General features: G+C 74.2%; 14 protein-coding genes and 1 other RNA gene. 9 read left to right on the top strand and 6 right to left on the bottom strand.

Annotation, left to right across the window (positions count from 1 at the left end; genetic code table 11):
- The first annotated feature begins 44 nt into the window (after nt 1-44).
- On the top strand, nt 45-428 hold the full coding sequence (locus NF338_RS19870) for a tautomerase family protein (RefSeq protein WP_264032341.1): 384 nt from the start codon (nt 45-47) through the stop codon (nt 426-428).
- Nucleotides 429-494: 66 nt separating this feature from the next.
- Here the strand turns inward: NF338_RS19870 and recQ are convergent, their stop codons facing one another.
- Together recQ and NF338_RS19860 are read right to left on the bottom strand one after the other, a co-directional pair.
- Complete coding sequence (recQ, locus tag NF338_RS19865) at nt 495-2,324, bottom strand: DNA helicase RecQ (protein WP_264032340.1); 1,830 nt, start codon at nt 2,322-2,324, stop codon at nt 495-497.
- A 71-nt stretch (nt 2,325-2,395) separates the two neighbouring features.
- Entirely contained in the window at nt 2,396-4,474 is a 2,079-nt protein-coding gene (locus tag NF338_RS19860) for a HelD family protein (protein WP_264032339.1), read from the bottom strand.
- A gap of 121 nt (nt 4,475-4,595) precedes the next feature.
- Between NF338_RS19860 and rnpB the strand changes: the two genes are divergently transcribed.
- The 4 genes from rnpB to NF338_RS19840 all read left to right on the top strand — a co-directional run bounded on the left by rnpB (nt 4,596) and on the right by NF338_RS19840 (nt 9,439).
- Nucleotides 4,596-5,009, top strand: an RNA gene (gene rnpB / locus NF338_RS19855) — RNase P RNA component class A.
- 59 nt (nt 5,010-5,068) lie between these two features.
- Nucleotides 5,069-5,887: a bifunctional hydroxymethylpyrimidine kinase/phosphomethylpyrimidine kinase gene (gene thiD / locus NF338_RS19850; protein ID WP_264032338.1), complete on the top strand. Its 819-nt coding sequence runs from the start codon at nt 5,069-5,071 to the stop codon at nt 5,885-5,887.
- Between the two features lie 237 nt (nt 5,888-6,124).
- Nucleotides 6,125-8,746, top strand: coding sequence for a phosphoenolpyruvate carboxylase (locus tag NF338_RS19845; protein WP_264032371.1), 2,622 nt, complete (start codon nt 6,125-6,127; stop codon nt 8,744-8,746).
- 327 nt (nt 8,747-9,073) lie between these two features.
- Nucleotides 9,074-9,439, top strand: a complete 366-nt coding sequence (locus tag NF338_RS19840; protein ID WP_231581901.1) for an STAS domain-containing protein — start codon at nt 9,074-9,076, stop codon at nt 9,437-9,439.
- A gap of 51 nt (nt 9,440-9,490) precedes the next feature.
- Here NF338_RS19840 and ppgK read toward each other — a convergent pair whose 3' ends face one another.
- Together ppgK and map are read right to left on the bottom strand one after the other, a co-directional pair.
- Nucleotides 9,491-10,288, bottom strand: a complete 798-nt coding sequence (gene ppgK / locus NF338_RS19835; RefSeq protein ID WP_264032337.1) for a polyphosphate--glucose phosphotransferase — start codon at nt 10,286-10,288, stop codon at nt 9,491-9,493.
- On the bottom strand, nt 10,285-11,196 hold the full coding sequence (gene map / locus NF338_RS19830; protein ID WP_264032336.1) for a type I methionyl aminopeptidase: 912 nt from the start codon (nt 11,194-11,196) through the stop codon (nt 10,285-10,287). Before map ends, ppgK begins: the two co-directional genes overlap by 4 nt.
- A 69-nt stretch (nt 11,197-11,265) precedes the next feature.
- On the opposite strand from map, the gene NF338_RS19825 reads away from it, so the two are divergent.
- Nucleotides 11,266-11,487: an SPOR domain-containing protein gene (locus tag NF338_RS19825; protein WP_264032335.1), complete on the top strand. Its 222-nt coding sequence runs from the start codon at nt 11,266-11,268 to the stop codon at nt 11,485-11,487.
- Complete coding sequence (locus NF338_RS19820) at nt 11,484-12,401, top strand: N-acetylmuramoyl-L-alanine amidase (protein ID WP_264032334.1); 918 nt, start codon at nt 11,484-11,486, stop codon at nt 12,399-12,401. Before NF338_RS19825 ends, NF338_RS19820 begins: the two co-directional genes overlap by 4 nt.
- 34 nt (nt 12,402-12,435) lie before the next feature.
- Here NF338_RS19820 and panB read toward each other — a convergent pair whose 3' ends face one another.
- Both panB and NF338_RS19810 read right to left on the bottom strand, forming a co-directional pair.
- Entirely contained in the window at nt 12,436-13,284 is an 849-nt protein-coding gene (gene panB, locus NF338_RS19815) for a 3-methyl-2-oxobutanoate hydroxymethyltransferase (RefSeq protein WP_264032333.1), read from the bottom strand.
- Between the two features lie 57 nt (nt 13,285-13,341).
- Complete coding sequence (locus tag NF338_RS19810; RefSeq protein WP_264032332.1) at nt 13,342-15,048, bottom strand: NAD+ synthase; 1,707 nt, start codon at nt 15,046-15,048, stop codon at nt 13,342-13,344.
- 117 nt (nt 15,049-15,165) lie between these two features.
- Here NF338_RS19810 and NF338_RS19805 point away from each other — a divergent pair, with 117 nt between their 5' ends.
- Both NF338_RS19805 and NF338_RS19800 read left to right on the top strand, forming a co-directional pair.
- Complete coding sequence (locus tag NF338_RS19805) at nt 15,166-16,503, top strand: glutamine synthetase family protein (protein WP_264032331.1); 1,338 nt, start codon at nt 15,166-15,168, stop codon at nt 16,501-16,503.
- Complete coding sequence (locus NF338_RS19800) at nt 16,500-19,646, top strand: bifunctional [glutamine synthetase] adenylyltransferase/[glutamine synthetase]-adenylyl-L-tyrosine phosphorylase (protein ID WP_264032330.1); 3,147 nt, start codon at nt 16,500-16,502, stop codon at nt 19,644-19,646. The genes NF338_RS19805 and NF338_RS19800 overlap by 4 nt, the downstream gene beginning before the upstream one ends.
- The last annotated feature ends 2 nt before the right edge of the window (nt 19,647-19,648 follow it).

Below are 19,648 nucleotides of genomic sequence, written 5' to 3'. Positions count from 1 at the left end.
ACCAGGGACGACGGCGTGGGGTGCGTCACGGCTACGCTCTCCCGGTGGCCCAGGTGAAGATCTACGGACGGCGCAGCGTGTGGGGCGAGCGGCGGGCGGAGGTGTCCGACGCACTGCACGACGCGCTCGTGCGCACGTGGCAGCTCCCGCCGGACAAGCGGTTCCACCGCTTCCTGCTCCTGGACGACGACGACCTGGTCGCCCCCCGCTCGGACGCGTACCTCGTCGTCGAGGTCGTGTGCTTCACGGGCCGCACGCGCGAGGCCAAGCGCGCGCTGATCGCGGCGCTGTACGACGACGTCGTGCCCGCCCTCGGCCTGACCTCGGACGACGTGGAGCTCGTGATCCTGGAGAGCCCGCGCGAGAACTGGGGCATCCGCGGGGTCAGCGGCGACGAGCTCGCGCTGTCGTACCGCGTCGACGTCTGACGCCGATCCCGGGTCTTCCCCCGCCGCAGGCGACGGGGGACGGCCCCGAGCCCGGTGTGCGCCGGCTCATCCCGCCTCGGCGACGACCGCCAGCACCGCGTCGCCGTACCGGGCCAGCTTGTTCTCGCCGACGCCGCTCACCAGCGCGAGCCCGTCGAGCGAGGCGGGCCGAGCGGTCGCGATCCCGCGGAGCGTCGCGTCCCCGAACACGATGTACGCGGGCACGCCCTGGGTCTTCGCCTCGCCCGCCCGCCAGGCGCGCAGCGCCTCGAAGAGCGGGACGTCGGCCTCGGCGAGCTCGGCGCCGCCGGCCGCCTTCCGTGCCTTCGCCGCGCGCACCGGACGCGCCGGCTCGTGCCGCATCCGGACCTCGCGCCGCTGGGCCAGGACCTCCCCGCTCCCCGCGGTGAGCACGAGCGTCCCGTGCACGCCCTCGACCGTGAGCAGCCCCTGGGCGAGCAGCTGACGCACCACGGCCCGCCACTCGTGCTCGGACAGGTCCTTCCCGACCCCGAACACCGACAGCTCCTCGTGCCGGAACCGTCGGACCTTCTCCGTGTCCCGGCCGAGGAGGATGTCGACGACCTGCCCGACGCCGAAGCTCTGCCCGCGCTCGCGGTCCAGACGGAACACCGTCGAGAGCACCTTCTGCGCGGCGACCGTCCCGTCCCAGGCCTCGGGCGGGGCCTGACACGTGTCGCACGACCCGCAGCCCCCGGGGTGGTCCTGGCCGAAGTAGGCGAGGAGCTGGGCGCGGCGGCACTCGACGGTCTCGCAGAGGGCGAGCATCGCGTTCAGGTGCTGGCCCAGGTTGCGCCGGTGCGCGGCATCACCGTCGGACGTCGCGATCAGCTTGCGCTGCTGCACGACGTCGGCGAGGCCGTAGGCCAGCCAGGCGGTGGACGGCAGCCCGTCACGCCCGGCGCGCCCCGTCTCCTGGTAGTACCCCTCGACGGACTTGGGCAGGTCGAGGTGTGCGACGAACCGGACGTCGGGCTTGTCGATGCCCATGCCGAAGGCGATCGTCGCCACCATGACCAGGCCGTCCTCGCGCAGGAACCGGGACTGGTTCGCGGCGCGCACCGACGCGGGGAGCCCCGCGTGGTAGGGCAGCGCCTGGATCCCGTTCTCGACGAGCGTCGCGGCGGTCTTCTCCACCGACGCGCGCGAGAGGCAGTAGACGATCCCCGCCTCGCCGGCGTGCTCGGTGCGCAGCAGGTCGAGCAGCTGCTTCTCCGGCCGGTCCTTGGGCACGATCCGGTAGGTGATGTTGGGCCGGTCGAAGCTGGAGACGAAGTGCCGCGCGCCCTCCAGGTCGAGGCGCTGGGCGATCTCGGTCCGCGTCGCGGCCGTCGCCGTCGCCGTCAGCGCGATGCGCGGGACGGACGGCCAGCGCTGGTGCAGCACCGACAGCTCGAGGTAGTCCGGCCGGAAGTCGTGGCCCCACTGGGACACGCAGTGCGCCTCGTCGATCGCGAAGAGCGCGATCTGCGTCCTGTCGAGCAGGTCGAGGGTGGCGCGGCTCCGGAGGCCCTCCGGTGCCACGTAGAGCAGGTCGAGCTCACCCGCCACGAGCGCGCGCTCCACGGCGCGGCGGTCCTCGACGGACAACGTGGAGTTGAGGAACGCCGCGCGGACGCCGAGCGCCGCGAGGGCGTCCACCTGGTCCTGCATGAGGGCGATGAGCGGTGACACCACGACGCCGGTCCCCGCGCGGACCAGGGCCGGGATCTGGTAGCACAGCGACTTGCCCCCGCCGGTCGGCATGAGGACCAGGGCGTCGCCGCCGCCGACGACGGTGTCGATGATGGCGGCCTGCTCGCCCCGGAACGCGTCGTACCCGAAGACCCGCCGGAGCACGTCGAGCGCGGGGTCGGTCGCAGTCGCTGTGGCCACCAGGGCACCCTACCGACGAGGACCGACACGACGGTCCCGGCGCGACCGCGTCCCGCGCGCCGGGGCGCCCGTCAGGGACGGCGGAGCTCGGCGGGCAGGTCGTCCCGGTGGCGGACGGCGAGCGACGTCACCGCGCGGGTCAGGCAGACGTACAGCCGCCGCAGGCCCGTGACCCGGTCGGGCTCGCCCCGGACGACGCCCTCCGGGTCGTCCAGCACGACGTGGTCGAACTCCAGCCCCTTCGCGAGCGACGCGGGCACGAGGTCGAGGCGCGCGTCGAACTCGACCGTGCCCGCGTCGTCCGACGCCTCGCCGACGACCGCGAAGGGGAGGCCGGCCTGGGTGAGCGCCCTGCGCGCGGCCTCCGCGCCGCCGTCGGGCACGATGAGCCCGACCGACCCTTCCCGGCCGAGCGCCGTGCGGACCAGGCCCACGAGCGGGTCCGTGGTGAGGACCAGCTCGCCCCGGGCGCGACGGACGGCGACCGGCGGGTCGAGGTCCGGCGCGATCGAGGGCAGCAGGCGGGCCGCGTACTCGATGACGTCGCCGGGGACGCGGAAGCCGGCGGTGAGCTGCTCCACGTGGCCGTCGGGCTTGCCGAGGTGCGTCAGCGCGTCGGGCCACGAGGAGACTCCCCACGGCGTCGTCGCCTGGGCCAGGTCGCCCAGCACCGTCAGCGAGCCCGTGCGAGCCCGGCGCCCCAGAGCACGCAGCATCATGGGCGACAGGTCCTGCGCCTCGTCCACCACGACGTGCGCGACCGACGCGCCGCGGGCCAGCAGGTCCGCGACCTCGTCGAGCAGCACGAGGTCGGCCAGCGTCCAGCGGGCCGTGCCCGGCGTCCGGGCGGGTCGCTCCGGGCGCAGCAGCTCCTGCTCGGCGGCGGTGAGGACGCCGTCGGCGCTCGCGGCGAGGAACGCGGGGTCGACGAGGAGCCGGTGCAGCAGCGCCGGCGGCGTGACCTTCGGCCACACCGCGGCGGTGTAGTCCCGGACCGGGCGGGTGCGTGCGAGCGCGTCCCAGGCCCGCTCGTCGAGCGCCTCGCCGGACTCCTCGATCTGCACGAGGATCCGGTGCGCGAGTGCGTGGCGCAGGTGGTCGCGGCCGGCGTCGAAGCGCGGCTCCCGGCCGACCACCTGCGCCATGGACTCCCGTGCCTCGTGCGCGGCGACGCGCCAGCGGCGCGCACCGCGCGGCAGCACCAGGGCCTCGGACGGCTCGACGAGGTGCGACCACACGGCGCGTCGGAGCACCTCGGCCATGCGGCCGTCGCCCTTGAGCCTGGCGATGTCCGCGGGCTCCGTCCCGCGCAGGCGACCGTGCGCCGTGACGATCTCCTCGACGGTGGTCTGGGTCGCGTCGACCTCGCCGAGGGCGGGCAGGACGTCGCGGATGTACCGCAGGAAGCTCGCGTTGGGCCCCACGACGGTCATGCCGGCACGGCTCACCCGCTCCCGGTGGGAGTACAGCAGGTACGCGGCGCGGTGCAGCCCGACGGCGGTCTTGCCGGTGCCGGGCGCGCCCTGCACGACGACGGTCCGGTCGAGCCCGCCGCGCACGATGACGTCCTGCTCGGGCTGGATGGTGGCGACGATGTCGCGCATCGGCCCGGTACGAGGCCGCTCGATCTCGGCCTCGAGGATCGCGGAGGACTCCGCACCGGGACCCGGGGCGGTGAGCGACTCGTCCTCGAAGCCGGTGAGGGCACCGCGCTGGAAGCCGTAGCGGCGGCGGGCGGCGACACCCATCGGCTCGGTGCGGGTGGCGCGGTAGAAGGGCGTGCTCACCGGGGCGCGCCAGTCGACGACGAGCGGGTCGCCCTCGGGGTCGGAGACGTGACGACGCCCGATGTGGAAGACCTCGGCGGGCTCGTGGTCCACGGCGTCGAGGTCGATGCGTCCGAAGAAGAGCGGGACCTCCGGGTCGTCGGCGAGCTGGGCGAGCCGGCGGGCGAGCGCCGCCTCGAGGTACTCGGCGCTGACCCGGTCCCCGGCGAGGGCGTGGAGCGACCCGGCCTGCTCGCGCATGCGGGCGAGCTGCCTGCGGGCGGCGGCCAGGAACTCCTGCTCCCGCGCGAGCTCGCCCGACGCGTCCCCGGCAGGTGCGCCGGTCGGTGCGTCGGGGCCGGACGGTACGGCGGGGGCGGGCACGTCAGACCTCCGGGATCCGGGTGTGAGGGGGGCGGGCCATCCTACGGGGCCGCCGCCCCCTCAGGTGGGCCGGTCGCTGGTTCGACGATCCTCCCGGGACCGGTAATCTTGCCGGTGCGGACGAGTCGGTCGGACGGTCGCGTCGAGGGGCCTCGTGCTCCTCGCCGAGGAACGTCCGGGCTCCGAAGGGCAAGGTGGTGGGTAACGCCCACCCGGGGTGACCCGCGGGACAGTGCCACAGAGAACAGACCGCCACGTCAGGCAGGGCTCCGGCTCCGCCCGGCGCGGTAAGGGTGAAACGGTGGTGTAAGAGACCACCAGCGGGCCGGGTGACCGGCCCGGCTCGGTAAACCCCACCTGGAGCAAGGTCAGACAGACTGTGTCTGAGGGCTGCCCGCCCGATTCTCCACGGAGAAGCACAGTCGGGTAGACCGCTCGAGCCCTGCGGCGACGCAGGGCCTAGATGGATGACCGTCGCCCGCGCGAGGGTGACCTCGCGCGGGAACAGAACCCGGCGTACAGACCGGCTCGTCCGCCCGCCTCCCGGCACGACCGGGACGACGGCACTTCGTCCTACTCGTGCCGAGGAGCACCATGTCCCACCACGACGCGCACACGCCCCCGCTCGCCTACGTCATCGCCGGGTCGGAGGCGACCGGTGGCGCCGGCATCCAGGCCGACCTCAAGACGTTCCAGGAGCTGGGCGCGTACGGCGTCGGCACGCTGACGTGCATCGTCTCGTTCGACCCGAGGAACGACTGGGGCCACCGGTTCGTCCCGGTCGACCCCCAGGTGATCGCCGACCAGTTCGAGGCGGCGACGGTCACGCACGAGCCGTCGGTCGTGAAGATCGGCATGCTCGGCACGCCCGCGACGATCGACGTCGTCGCCGAGTCGCTGCGCTCGCGCGCGTGGGAGCACGTCGTGCTCGACCCGGTGCTCATCTGCAAGGGCCAGGAGCCGGGCGCCGCCCTCGACACGGACACCGCGCTGCGCGCGCAGGTCCTCCCGCTCGCGACCGTCGTGACGCCCAACCTCTTCGAGACGCGCACGCTCGCGGGCGTCGAGTCGATCGAGACCGTCGAGGAGCTCGTCGAGGCGGCGCGCACGGTCCAGGCGCTCGGCCCGCGGGCCGTCGTCGCGAAGGGCGGCGTCGAGCTGCCCGGGCCCGACGCGGTCGACGTGCTGGTGGACGGCGACGAGGTGCACGTGCTGCGCACCCCGAAGATCGGCGAGGAGCGCGTGAGCGGGGCGGGCTGCACGTTCGCCGCCGCGATCACCGCGGAGCTGGCCAAGGGCGCCTCGGTGCTCGACGCCGCGCGCGTCGCCAAGGACGTCGTCACCGCCTCGATCGAGGACCGCGTGGCGTCGAACGCGCCGTTCGACGCGGTGCGCGTCGGCGCGCGCCGCTGACGGCGACCGGTCCGAGGGTCGCGGGCTGCGACCCCCTGTCGACCGGTGCTCGACCGACGATCACCCCTCGGACGCCTTCACGTCCCCTGACGGTCAAGGAATACTCTCGTCACCGTGAACGACCTCTCCCCTTCGGAACTGTCCCCGTCGCCGGGTGCTGCCGACGGCCCTGACCGGGCCGCCGCCGACGTCTCCGACGACACCGGGCACGCAGGGCGCGGCCTCGCCCGCCACGACGTGCCCGCCCCGCTGCGCGACGACGTCCGCCTGCTCGGCGGTCTGCTCGGCACCGTGCTCCGCGAGACGGGCGGCCAGGACCTGCTCGACGACGTCGAGCGCCTGCGCGAGCTGTCCATCCGCGCGTACGACGACCCGTCCGGCACGGTGCTCGCCGAGGCGGAGACCCTCGTCGAGGGCCTCTCCATGGCGCGCGCCGAGCAGGTCGCCCGGGCCTTCACGTGCTACTTCCACCTCGCGAACCTCGCGGAGGAGTACCACCGCGTGCGCGTCCTGCGCGAGCGCGAGGCCGAGTTCGCGACCCGCGCGACGACGCCCGACGACTCCCTCCCGGAGGCGTTCGAGCAGCTCGTCGGCGAGGTGGGCCGTGAGGAGGCGCTGCGCCGGCTGCGTCGCCTCGAGTTCCGCCCGGTGCTCACGGCGCACCCGACCGAGGCCCGCCGTCGCGCGGTGTCCGGCGCGGTGCGCCGCATCGCGACCCTTCTCGACGAGCGGGACGCGCAGCGCCTCGGCGGCACGTCGCTCGCGGAGAACGAGCGCCGTCTGCTCGCCGAGATCGACACGATGTGGCGCACCGCGCCGATCCGCGAGCACAAGCCGTCCGTCCTCGACGAGGTGAAGACGGCGCTCGGCGTGTTCGACGCGACGATGTTCGACACGTTCCCCACGGTCTACCGGCGCCTGGACGACTGGCTCCTCGGCGACGAGGCGGGGCGCGAGGAGCCGCTCGTGCGGCCGTTCGTCAGCCTCGGCACGTGGATCGGCGGCGACCGTGACGGCAACCCGAACGTCACGGCCGAGGTCACGCGCCAGGCGGCGGCGATCGCGGCGGACCACGCGTTCGCCGCGCTCGAGCAGCAGACGCGCCTCGTCGGGCGCAAGCTCACGCTCGACCAGGACGGCACGCCGCCGTCGGACGGGCTGCGGGCGCTCTGGGAGCGGCAGCGCCGCCTCTCGGAGGCCGTGACGGCCGCCGCGTCGGCGGCGTCCCCGGGCGAGCCGCACCGTGCGGTCCTGCTCGTCGTGGCGGACCGGATCGCCGCGACGCGCGCCCGCAACGCGGACCTCGCGTACGCGACCGCGGAGCAGCTCGAGTCCGACCTGCGCGTCGTCCAGGAGTCGCTCGTCGCGGCGGGCGCGCCCCGCGCGGCCTACGGTGACCTGCAGCAGCTCGTCTGGCAGGTGGAGACGTTCGGCTTCCACCTCGCGGAGCTCGAGGTGCGTCAGCACTCGCAGGTCCACGAGGCGGCGCTCGCGGAGATCGCGGAGAAGGGCCTGCGCGGCGACCTGTCCGACCGCACGCGCGAGGTGCTCGACACCTTCCGCGCGCTCGGCGCGGTCCAGGAGCGCTACGGCGTCCGCGCCGCGCGCCGCTACATCGTGTCCTTCACGCAGAAGCCCGAGCACCTCGCGGCGGTGTACCAGCTCGCGGAGCTCGCGTTCGAGGGCGCCGACGAGGTGCCGGTCGTCGACGCGATCCCGCTGTTCGAGACCTTCGCGGACCTCCGGGCGAGCGTCGACATCCTCGAGTCGATGCTCACGCTGCCCCAGGTGCAGCGCCGGCTCGCCGAGAACGGGCGCCGCGTCGAGGTCATGCTCGGCTACTCGGACTCGTCGAAGGACGTCGGTCCGGTCTCGGCGACGCTCGCGCTGCACGACGCGCAGAGCCGCATCGCGCAGTGGGCCGAGCGGCACGACATCACGCTCACGCTGTTCCACGGCCGTGGCGGTGCGCTCGGTCGCGGAGGCGGCCCGGCGAACCGTGCGGTGCTCGCCCAGCCGCCGGGCTCGGTCGACGGCCGGTTCAAGCTCACGGAGCAGGGCGAGGTCATCCTCGCGCGCTACGGCGACCCGACCATCGCGTCGCGCCACATCGAGCAGGTCGCCGCGGCGACCCTGCTGGCGTCGGCGCCGTCGACGGAGAAGCGCAACGCCGAGGCGACCGAGCGGTACCGCGACCTGGCCGCGGCGCTCGACGTGTCGTCGCGCCGCCGGTTCCACGAGCTCGTGCGCGCGGACGGCTTCCCGCAGTGGTTCGCCGAGGTGACGCCGCTCGAGGAGGTGGGCCTGCTGCCCATCGGCTCGCGTCCGGCACGCCGCGGCCTGTCCGTCTCCTCGCTCGACGACCTGCGGGCCATCCCGTGGGTGTTCTCGTGGTCGCAGGCCCGCATCAACCTCGCCGGGTGGTACGGGCTCGGGACGGCGCTCAAGGAGTTCGGTGACCTCGAGCTGCTGCGCGAGGCGCACCGCGAGTGGCCGCTCTTTGCGACGCTCCTCGACAACGTCGAGATGTCGCTCGCCAAGACGGACGAGCGCATCGCGGAGCGGTACCTCGCGCTCGGCGAGCGCGACGACCTCGCGCAGGCGATCCTCGACGAGCTGCGGCTCACGCGCGAGCAGGTCCTCGCCGTCACGGAGAACGCGTGGCCCCTCGCCGGGCGCCGCGTCCTGGGTCGCGCGGTCCAGCTCCGCAGCCCGTACGTCGACGCGCTCTCGCTGCTCCAGGTCCGCGCCCTGCGCGGCCTGCGCTCCGGCGCGGAGGGTCCGGTCAAGGACGAGCTCCAGCACCTCCTGCTGCTCACCGTGAACGGCGTCGCAGCCGGCCTGCAGAACACGGGCTGACGCCCCGCGTCCCCGTCACGACGGCCGCCACGTCGACCCCGCACCGGGTCCGTGGCGGCCGTCGTCGTCTGGACACCCGTCCAACTGTTGAATGAATCCTCAACGATTGCTCCGGGGAACGATGTCGAAACGGCTCTGGGTAAAGTCTTCGCCAGAGGCCTACCAGCCAGCGGCATCCGTGGGGTACGCTGGCGACGTCCGATCACGCCGGAGCCTTCTCGTCGCCCGATGACGTACGACAGCAGGCATCGACCGATCGACAGCGTCAGGCAGGTGGCGCGTACTCGTCGGGGTGGGCGAGGCAGGGGCAGGACGAAGGGCGGGGCAGTGTTGGTGCAGGAGCTGGAGCGGAGCGACGTCGAGGCGGGAACGGGCGGCATCCGGCTGCTCGAGGAGCCCGAGGCGAGCGTCGTGGACATGTGGGGCGAGATCGACGTCGCCCTCCGCAGCGAGGCGAGCGCCGCGCTCGCGAACGCGCTCGAACGGGACGTCCCCGTGGTGATCGACACGTCCAAGGTGACGTTCATGGACTCCACGGGCATCGCGTTCCTCGTGCAGTTCTACACGATCGGCTCCGAGGAGGGGCTGTCCGTCACGCTGCGCAACCCGCCCACGGTCGTCACCGACGTCCTCGAGATGCTCGGCGTCATCGACATCTTCGGCACCGAGCGGCACGAGGTCACCACGAGCTGACCTCCGGTCGAGGTCCGACGGCGGGGCGGCCACCAGGCACGCCCGCGCCCGTCAGCGGGCGTCCGCAGCGAGCGACGCCGCGCCCACGATGCCGGCCGCGTTGCGAAGTCGGGCCGGCACGATCGGGGCCCGCAGGTGCAGCAGCGGCAGGAAATGCTCGTGCTTCTTGCTCACGCCGCCGCCGACGACGATGAGGTCGGGCGAGAACAGGTCCTCCACGACGCCGAAGTAGCGCTGCAGGCGCTCGGCCCACTGTGCCCAGTCCAGGTCCTCGCGGTCCCGGGCGGCGTCGGACGCGCGTGTCTCGGCGTCGTACCCGTCGATCTCGAGATGCCCGAGCTCGGTGTTCGGGAGCAGGTGGCCGTCGACGACGATCGCGCTGCCGATCCCGGTGCCGAGCGTCGCGACGAGCACGACCCCGTCCGCCTCGCGCGCGGCGCCGTACCGGACCTCGCCGACCCCGGCGGCGTCGGCGTCGTTGACCGCGACGACGTGGCGCCCGGTCTCGCGTGCGACGAGCGCGGGCAGGTCGACGCCGGTCCACGACTGGTCGAGGTTCGCGATGAAGCGCACGACGCCGTGCTGCAGCGGCGCAGGGAACGCGACGCCGATCGGCACGTCCTGCGGGAGGTCGTACTCGCCGACGAGCTCGGCGATCACCTCGGCGACGGCCTGCGGGGTCGAAGGCTGCGGCGTCGGGATGCGGTGGCGCTCCTGCGCGAACTCGCCGGTGGTGAGGTCGACCGGCGCGCCCTTGATGCCGCTGCCGCCGACGTCGATGCCGAACGCGGTACGGGGGCGGTCGGTCTGCGCCGGAGGCGCGGCGTGAGAGTCCTGGTGGGCGTTCATGGCAGTGTGAGGATCTCCGCTCCGTCGTCGGTCACCAGCAGCGTGTGCTCGAACTGCGCGGTCCGCGAGGCGTCCGCGGTGACTACCGTCCACCCGTCGTCCCACATCCGCCACTCGGACGTCCCGAGCGTGAGCATCGGCTCGATCGTGAAGACCATCCCGGGCTCGATGACGGTCGCGTGGTCCGGCGCGGCGTCGTAGTGCGGCACGACGAGGCCCGAGTGGAACGCGCGCCCGACCCCGTGCCCCGTGTACTCGCGCACGACCCCGTACCCGAACCGGGCCGCGTACCGCTCGATGACGCGCCCGACCACGTTGATCTGGCGTCCCGGTGCGACGGCCTTGATGCCGCGGGCCAGCGCCTCGCGCGTGCGCTCGACGAGCAGCGCAGAGTCCTCGTCGACCGCGCCGACGGTGAAGGTCGCGTTCGTGTCGCCGTGCACGCCGCCGACGTACGCGGTGATGTCGACGTTGACGATGTCGCCCTCGACGAGCTCCGTCGAGTCGGGGATGCCGTGGCACACGACCTCGTTGAGCGACGTGCACAGCGACTTGGGGAACCCGCGGTACCCCAGGGTCGACGGGTAGGCGCCGTGGTCCAGGACGAACTCGTGCCCGACGCGGTCGAGCTCGTCGGTCGTCACGCCCGGGGCGACATGGCGTCCCACCTCGACGAGAGCCTGGGCGGCGATCCGCGACGCCACGCGGATGCGGTCGACCGTCTCGGGGTCGTTGACCTCGCTGCCCGTGAACGGCCGCGGTCCCGGCCGCCCGACGTACTCGGGCCGTTCGATCGAGGCGGGCACCGCGCGCAGCGGTCCGACGACGCCCGGGACGAGCGGTCCGCGCCGGTCCGGACCGGGGGGCGCGACGGCGTCGGGCGAGGTGGGGGACGGGGTGGGGCTCATGGCGGCCAGTCTACGAAGGCGCGCGGGGCGCGGACGGACAGGCGGCCTGGGATGGGGGAGGATCGGACCATGAGCACCGGATCACGCTTCACCGACGACGGCGAGCCCGCGACCGAGGACCAGTTCTACTTCGACACCCGCACGGGTGAGGTGCACCGCGGACCGAGCGGCTCGTGGACGCACCGCATGGGGCCGTACCCGACGCGCGAGGCTGCGGAGAAGGCCCTCGAGACCGCCCGTGAGCGGTCCGACGCCTGGGACGAGGAAGAGCGCCGCGAGCGCGGCGAGTGACCCACGGCCCACCACCCGGTCCGCGGCGCGCATGGTCGGGGCGCCTCGGCCTGCTCCTCGCGGGGCTGGCCGTCGGCGCGCTGACGTTCCTCGTCGCACTGCAGGTCCGCGCCGGGTCCGGGGGAGACCCGACGACGCTCGCCCCGTCCAGCGACGCCGTCGCGTCGGCCCCCGCACCCGGGCCGACGACCGCGTCCCCGGACCCGACGGTCACGAAGACCAGCCCACCGGCCCCGCTCGCGGGCCTCACGGTCGCCGTCGACCCCGGTCACAACGGCGGCAACGGGGCGAACCCGCTCACGGTCAACGCGCCCGTCCCCGACGGGCGGGGCGACACCAAGGCGTGCAACACGGTGGGGGCGTCGACGGACGCGGGCTACCCGGAGCACGCTTTCGCGTGGGACGTGAGCAGCCGCCTCGCGCAAGGGCTCACCGAGCTCGGTGCGGTCGTCGTGCTCACGCGCCCCGACGACGCGGGCGTGGGGCCGTGCGTCGACGCGCGGGGTCGCTTCCCCCAGGAGAACGACGCGGACGTCCTCGTCTCGATCCATGCCAACGGCACGGAGGACCGGAGCGCGCACGGGTTCTTCGCGATCGTCTCCGACCCGCCCGTCGTCGAGGCCCAGGGCGAGCCCAGCGTCGCGCTCGCCCACGAGCTCGTGGCGGCGCTGACCACGGCGGGGTTCGCGCCGTCGTCCTCGGTCGCCGCGGACGACGGCCCGATCCAGCGGCGCGCCGACCTCGCGACGCTCAACCACGCCGAGCGCCCCGCGGTCATGCTGGAGCTGGGGGAGATGCGCAACCCCGAGGAGGCCGCGGTCATGGAGTCCGAGGAGGGCCGCCAGCGCTACGCGGACGCCCTCGCCGCGGGGCTCACGGCCTGGGTGGCCGACGTCGGCGCGGACGCCGGCTGACCGCCGCCGCCTCGGCGCCCGGCAGCCCGCGAGGTCAGCGCGCGAAGCTGTGCTCGTCGTCGGGGAACGTGCCCCCCCGGACGTCCGCGGCGTAGTCGGCGGCGGCCTGGCCGAGCGCGGCGCCGATCTCCGCGTACCGCTTGGCGAAGCGCGGCGACCAGTCGGTCATGCCCGCCATGTCCGTCCAGACGAGCACCTGGCCGTCGCACGCGGCGCCCGCGCCGATGCCGATCGTGGGGATGCGCAGGATCTCGGTGATCCGCGCGGCGACCTCGACCGGGACCATCTCGAGCACGACGGCGACGGCGCCCGCCTCGGCCACGGCGAGGGCGTCCTCGCTGAGCCGCTCGGCGGCGTCGTCGCCCCGACCCTGGACGCGCGGCCCGCCGAGCGCGTTCTCGGACTGCGGCGTGAAGCCCAGGTGGCCGACGACGGGGATGCCGGCGTCGGTGAGCGCGCGGATCTGCGCGGCGACGCGGCGCCCGCCCTCGAGCTTGACCGCGTTGACGCCGGTCTCCTTGAGGAAGCGCACGCCCGTGGCGAGCGCCTGTTCCGGGCCGGCCTCGTAGGACCCGAACGGCAGGTCGACGACCGTGAACGCTCGCCGAGCGGCGCGTGCGACCGCGCGGGCCGGGGGGATCAGGTCGTCGACCGTGACGGGCAGCGTCGTCGCGTGCCCGTGCATCGTGTTCCCGATCGAGTCGCCGACCAGCAGCATGTCGATCCCGGCGCCGTCGAAGATGCGCGCGGTCACCGCGTCGTACGCCGTGAGCATCGTGATCTTCTCGCCGCGCGCCTTCGCCTCGGCGAGGTGGTGCACGCGGACGCGGCGCGGTCCCGTGCCGCCGGTGGCGGCGGGCTCGGGGGCGGTGTGAGCAGACATGACGGCCTTTCCTGGGTGCGGGTACGGGGCGGACGGCGCGCGGGGTGACCGGGGCCGTCAGTCGAGCGGTTCGCGCCAGCGGTTGGTGATGGGCAGACGACGGTCGCGGCCGAACGCGAGGGCGGTGACCTTGGGGCCCGGCGGGTACTGGCGCCGCTTCCACTCGGCGCGGTCGACGAGCGTGACGACCTTGTCCACGACCTCCGGGTCGAACCCGCGCGCGAGCAGCTCGGCGCGGCCCTCGGCGTGCTCGATGTAGGCGTCGAGCACCTCGTCGAGGAGGTCGTAGGGAGGCAGCGAGTCCTGGTCGGTCTGGCCCGGGCGCAGCTCCGCCGACGGCGGCTTGGTGATGGACGACTCGGGGATCGGCGGGATCTCGCCCCGGTCGACCGCCTGGTCGTTGCGCCAGCGCGCGAGCTGCCACACGCGCGACTTGTCGACGTCCTTAAGGGGCGCGAAGCCGCCGATGCTGCCCGCGTCGTAGATCGTCGCGTAGCCGGTCGCGAGCTCGGACTTGTTGCCCGGCGCGATGACCAGGTGGCCCTCCCGGTTGGAGATCGCCATGAGGATCACGCCGCGCACGCGCGCCTGGAGGTTCTCCTCGGCGACGCCCTCGAGCGCGAGCTCGCCCTGGAACGCCTCGACCATCGGCGCGATGGGCTGGACGCGGTAGTCCCCGCCGAGACGCTTCAGGAGGTCGGCGGCGTCGTCCTTGCTGTGCTCGGACGAGTACTGCGAGGGCATGGAGACGCCGACGACGTTGCTCCCGCCGATCGCGTCCGCGGCGACGGTCGCGGTGAGGGCCGAGTCGATGCCGCCCGACGCGCCGAGCACGACCGAGCGGAAGCCGTTCTTGCGCACGTAGCCCGCGAGCCCGGTGACGCAGGCCCGGTAGACCTCCTCGTCCGGGTGCAGCTCCGGGGCGAGGGACCCGCGCGGGGTCCGGCCGTCGTCGGGCAGCTCCCACACCAGCAGGTCCTCCACGAACTGCGGCGAGCGCGCGACGACCGCGCCGGTGGCGTCGGTGACGAACGAGCCGCCGTCGAACACGAGGTCGTCCTGCCCGCCCACGAGGTTGACGTACGCGACCGGGGCGCTCACCTCCCGCGCGCGGCGCGCCGCGAGGTCGGTGCGGACGTGCCCCTTGCCCTCCTCGTACGGGGAGCCGTTGAGGACGAGCAGCAGGTCGAGCCCGTTCCCCGCCTCGTCGAGCGTCGCCATCTCGGCGACCGGGCCGCCGTCCTGCCAGATGTCCTCGCAGATCGCGATCCCCACGCGGCGGCCCTCGACCTCGACGACCGTCGTGGTCTCGCCGGGCGCGAAGATGCGGAACTCGTCGAACACCCCGTAGTTGGGCAGGTGGTGCTTGTCGTACGCGGCCTGCACGACGCCGTCGCGCAGCACGACGGCGCGGTTCGTCGGGAGGTCGGCGGGGGAGCCCGACGCCTCGCGCTCCGCGGCTCCCGCGCCGCGGGGCGCGCCCGCGGTACCCACGGTGCCGAGCACCACGGTGACGTGGCCCAGGCCCTCGGCGTCGAGCCGGGTCGCGATGTCCGCGGCGGCGTCCCACGCCGCGCGCCGGAACGACGCGCGCAGGGCGAGGTCCTCGATCGGGTAGCCGGTGAGGGTCATCTCCGGGAACGCGACGAGCCGCGCGCCCGCCGTCGCGGCCTCCCGGGTGCGCGCGAGGACGAGGGCGGCGTTGCCGTCGAGGTCCCCCACGCACGTGTCGACCTGTGCCAGCGCGACGCGCAGATCAGCCATGCGGCCAGCCTAGACGAGCGGGCGCGCGCGATCGGTCCGCGGGGTCGTCCGGACGCGCGACGTCCGCCACACGACCGTGTCACCCGTTCGTCACACGGATCAGGCAGGATGTACCGCATGGACAGGCAGCAGGAGTTCGTGCTCCGCACGGTCGAGGAGCGCGACATCCGCTTCATCCGGCTCTGGTTCACCGACGTGCTCGGGATGCTGAAGTCGGTGGCGATCGCGCCCGCGGAGCTCGAGTCGGCGTTCGCCGAGGGCATCGGGTTCGACGGCAGCTCGATCGAGGGCCTCACGCGCGTGTACGAGGCCGACATGATCGCCAAGCCGGACCCCACCACGTTCCAGGTGCTCCCGTGGCGCGGCGAGCGGCACGGCACCGCGCGCATGTTCTGCGACATCCTCACGCCCGACGGCGAGCCGTCCCTCGCGGACAGCCGCAACGTGCTCAAGCGCGCGCTGGCCAAGGCGAGCGACAAGGGGTTCACGTTCTACACGCACCCCGAGGTGGAGTTCTACCTGTTCAACCAGCCCGCCGACGCCGAGGCGCCGCTCGTCCCGGTCGACCAGGGCGGGTACTTCGACCACCTCGCGCGGGGATCGACGCACGACTTCCGCCGTGCCGCGATCACGATGCTCGAGTCCATGGGCATCTCGGTCGAGTTCTCCCACCACGAGGCCGGGCCGGGGCAGAACGAGATCGACCTGCGCTACGCCGACGCCCTGACGACCGCGGACAACCTCATGACGTTCCGCACGGTCGTCAAGGAGGTCGCGCTCGAGCAGGGCGTGTTCGCCTCGTTCATGCCCAAGCCGATGGCCGAGCACCCCGGCTCCGGCATGCACACGCACCTGTCGCTCTTCGAGGGCGACCGCAACGCGTTCCACGAGCCCGGCGCCCAGTTCGAGCTGTCCAAGACGGCGCGCCAGTTCATCGCAGGGCTCCTGGTCCACGCCGCGGAGATCACCGCGATCACCAACCAGTACGTGAACTCGTACAAGCGCCTGTGGGGCGGCGCCGAGGCGCCGAGCTACGTGTGCTGGGGCCACAACAACCGCTCCGCGCTCGTACGCGTGCCGATGTACAAGCCGGGCAAGGGCAACTCGAGCCGCGTCGAGTACCGCGCGCTCGACTCGGCCACGAACCCCTACCTGGCTTTCGCCGTCATGCTCGCCGCCGGCCTCAAGGGCATCGAGGAGGGCTACGAGCTCCCCGAGGCCACCGAGGACGACGTGTGGGAGCTCACCGACGCCGAGCGTCGCGCCCTGGGCATCAAGCCGCTCCCGCAGTCGCTCGACGAGGCGATCGCGGTCATGGAGAAGTCGGAGCTCGTGGCGGAGACGCTCGGCGAGCACGTCTTCGACTTCGTGCTGCGCAACAAGCGCCAGGAGTGGGACGGCTACCGCGCGCAGGTCACGCCGTTCGAGCTGAAGCGGTTCCTCCAGGTCCTGTGAGCGGGCCCACGACGACGTCCGGTCGGTCCGGCGGCTCCCGCCGGCCGACGCTCACCGGTCGGCTCGCGCGCGTCGGCTTCGCCGACATCTCGCGCTCGGCGGGCCTGCTCGCGGACCCGGACCTCGCGCTCCTGCTCGACGGCGGCACCGGGCCGGGAGCGGACGAGGCGGCGGACCCGGCGTCCGCGGTGGACGACGAGCTGCTCGCGGCGTTCGGTGCCGCGGCAGATCCGGACCTCGCGCTCCTGCAGGTCGTGCGGCTGGCCGGCACGCTGCGACCCGACGTCGAGGCGCGCGCGCCGCTCGCGGACCTCGCCCGGCGCAGCCTCCGGCCGGGCGAGGCGCGCGACCGCCTGCTCGCGGTGCTCGGCGCCTCGGTCGCGCTCGGCGACGACGTCGTGCGTCGTCCTGCGTCGCTCGAGGTCCTCGCGGACCCGACCCCCGGGACCGGGGTCGACGTGCACGACGTGCGGGCCGAGCTCCTGCGCGCGGCGGGCGCCGACCCGGACGCGGCGGTGCCCGTCGCCGACCAGCCCGGGCCGGGACGCGTGGACGCCCTGCGCCGCGCCTACCGGGAGCGGATCCTGCGCATCGCCGCGACCGACCTCACCGTGACCGACCCGCTCACGCGCATGCCCGCCGTCGGCGCGGCGCTCGCGGACCTCGCCGCCGCCGCGCTCGAGGGGGCGCTCGCGATCGCCCGTGCGGAGCTCGACGACCGCGGTGCGGGCGTGCGGCTCGCCGTCATCGGCATGGGCAAGTGCGGGGCGCGCGAGCTCAACTACATCTCCGACGTCGACGTCATCTACGTCGTCGAGCCCGCGGAGGGGTACGACGAGGCGTACGCGACGAGCGTCGGGGCGCGGCTCGCGACGAGCCTCGCGCGCGTGTGCTGGGGCACGTCGGGGGAGCCCGCCCTGTGGCAGGTCGACGCCGCGCTGCGCCCCGAGGGCAAGCAGGGCCCGCTCGTGCGCACGCTCGAGAGCCACGTCGCGTACTACGAGCGCTGGGCCAAGACCTGGGAGTTCCAGGCGCTGCTCAAGGCGCGCACGGTCGCGGGGGACCGGGACCTGGGGCGCGCGTACGAGGAGGCGATCGCCCCGTTCGTGTGGTCGGCGGCGGGCCGCGAGAACTTCGTCGAGGACTCGCAGGCGATGCGCCGCCGCGTCGAGGACCACGTGCCCGCGGCCGAGGCCGACCGCCAGCTCAAGCTCGGCAAGGGCGGCCTGCGCGACGTCGAGTTCACCGTCCAGCTCCTGCAGCTCGTGCACGGCCGCGCGGACGAGTCGATCCGCAGCCGCGGCACGCTCACGGCGCTCGCCGAGCTCGCCGCCGCCGGGTACGTCGGTCGCGAGCACGCGGCCCGGCTCGGGGTCTGCTACCGGTTCCTGCGCTCGCTCGAGCACCGCATCCAGCTCGTCCGGCTCCGGCGCACGCACCTGGTGCCGACCTCGGAGGACGAGCTGCGCCGTCTCGCGCGGTCGCTCGGGATGCGCGCCGAGGGCGCCGACGGGCTCACCGAGCGGTGGCGCGCGACGCGCCGCGAGGTGCGCGCGCTGCACGAGGAGATCTTCTACCGTCCGCTCCTTCCCGCCGTCGCCCAGCTCTCCCCGGACGAGGTGAGCCTGGCGCCCGAGGCCGCGAAGGCGCGCTTCGCCGCGATCGGCTACCGCGACCCCGCGGGCGCGATGCGCCACGTCACCGCGCTCACCGAGGGCGTGAGCCGGCGCGCGGCGATCCAGCGCCAGCTCCTGCCGGTCATGCTCGGCTGGTTCGCGGAGGGCGCCGACCCCGACGCCGGACTGCTCGCGTTCCGCACGCTGTCCGAGACGCTCGGTGCGACGCACTGGTACCTCAAGCTCCTGCGCGACTCCGGCTCCGCGGCGCAGCGGCTCGCGCACCTGCTCGCGAACTCCCGCTACATGGCCGAGGCACTGGCCCGCTCGCCCGAATCGGTCCGCTGGCTCGCGGAGGACGCCGACCTCGCCCCGCGGGGTATCCAGCGGCTCACGGCCGAGACCGACGCCATCCTCACACGCGCCGACGAGGTCGATCCGGCGACGGTGAGCCTGCGCGCCGTGCGCCGCCGCGAGCTCGCCCGCACCGGCGCCGCCGAGCTGCTGGGCGTCGTCGACGCCGTCGCCGCCGCCCGGAGCATCTCCGACGCCGCGGACGTCGTGCTCGCGGGCGCGCTCCGCGTCGCGGAGTTCGTCGCGCGCGGCGAGCTCGGGTACGACGCCCAGGACCCGGGATCCGCTCCTGCGCGCCTGCTCGTCGTCGCGATGGGCCGCCTCGGCGGTCGCGAGATGGGCTACGGCTCGGACGCCGACGTGATGTTCGTGCACGACCCGGTGCCCGGAGCCGAGGGCCGAGACGCCCAGGCGTACGCGCTCGCCGTGGCGACGCGGCTGCGCCAGCTCCTGTCCGCCGTCGGCCCGGAGCCCGCGCTCCCCGTCGACGCCGACCTGCGGCCCGAGGGGCGCAACGGCCCGCTCGTGCGCTCGCTCGCGTCGTACACCGAGTACTACGAGCGGTGGTCGAGCGTCTGGGAGGCGCAGGCGCTCCTGCGCGCGCGCCCGGTCGCGGGCGACCTCGACGGTCTCGGGGACACGTTCACCCGCGTCGTCGACGGCCGGCGCTACCCGCAGGGCGGGCTCGACCTAGCGGAGGTGCGCGAGGTGCGGCGCATCAAGGCGCGCGTCGAGTCCGAGCGGCTCCCGCGCGGCGTCGAGGCGTCGCGCCACCTCAAGCTCGGCCGCGGGGGAGTGTCCGACGTCGAGTGGACCGTCCAGCTCCTCCAGCTCCAGCACGCCCACGAGGTGGCGGCGCTGCGCACCACGTCGACCGTCGACGCGCTGGACGCGGCCGTGACGGCCGGGCTCGTCGACGCGGACGACGCCGCGGTGCTCGGCGAGGCCTGGCACCTCGCGTCCCGCCTGCGCAGCGCGCTCGTGCTGTGGTCCGGCCGGACGACCGGGTCGACGGTCGACGTGCTGCCGCACGACCGGTTCGCGCTCAACGGCCTCGCGCGCGTGCTCGACCTCCCGGACGCGGACACGGGCGCCGAGCTCGAGGAGCACTTCCTGCGCACCGCGCGGCGTGCCCGGACCGTCATGGAGCGCGTCTTCTACGGCGAGGACTGACC

Source organism: Cellulosimicrobium sp. SH8 (genome assembly GCF_025818875.1).
GTDB lineage: Bacteria > Actinomycetota > Actinomycetes > Actinomycetales > Cellulomonadaceae > Cellulosimicrobium > Cellulosimicrobium cellulans_D.
The sequence above is the reverse complement of the archived record's forward strand: the minus strand, read 5'-3'. Positions and strand labels throughout refer to the sequence as shown.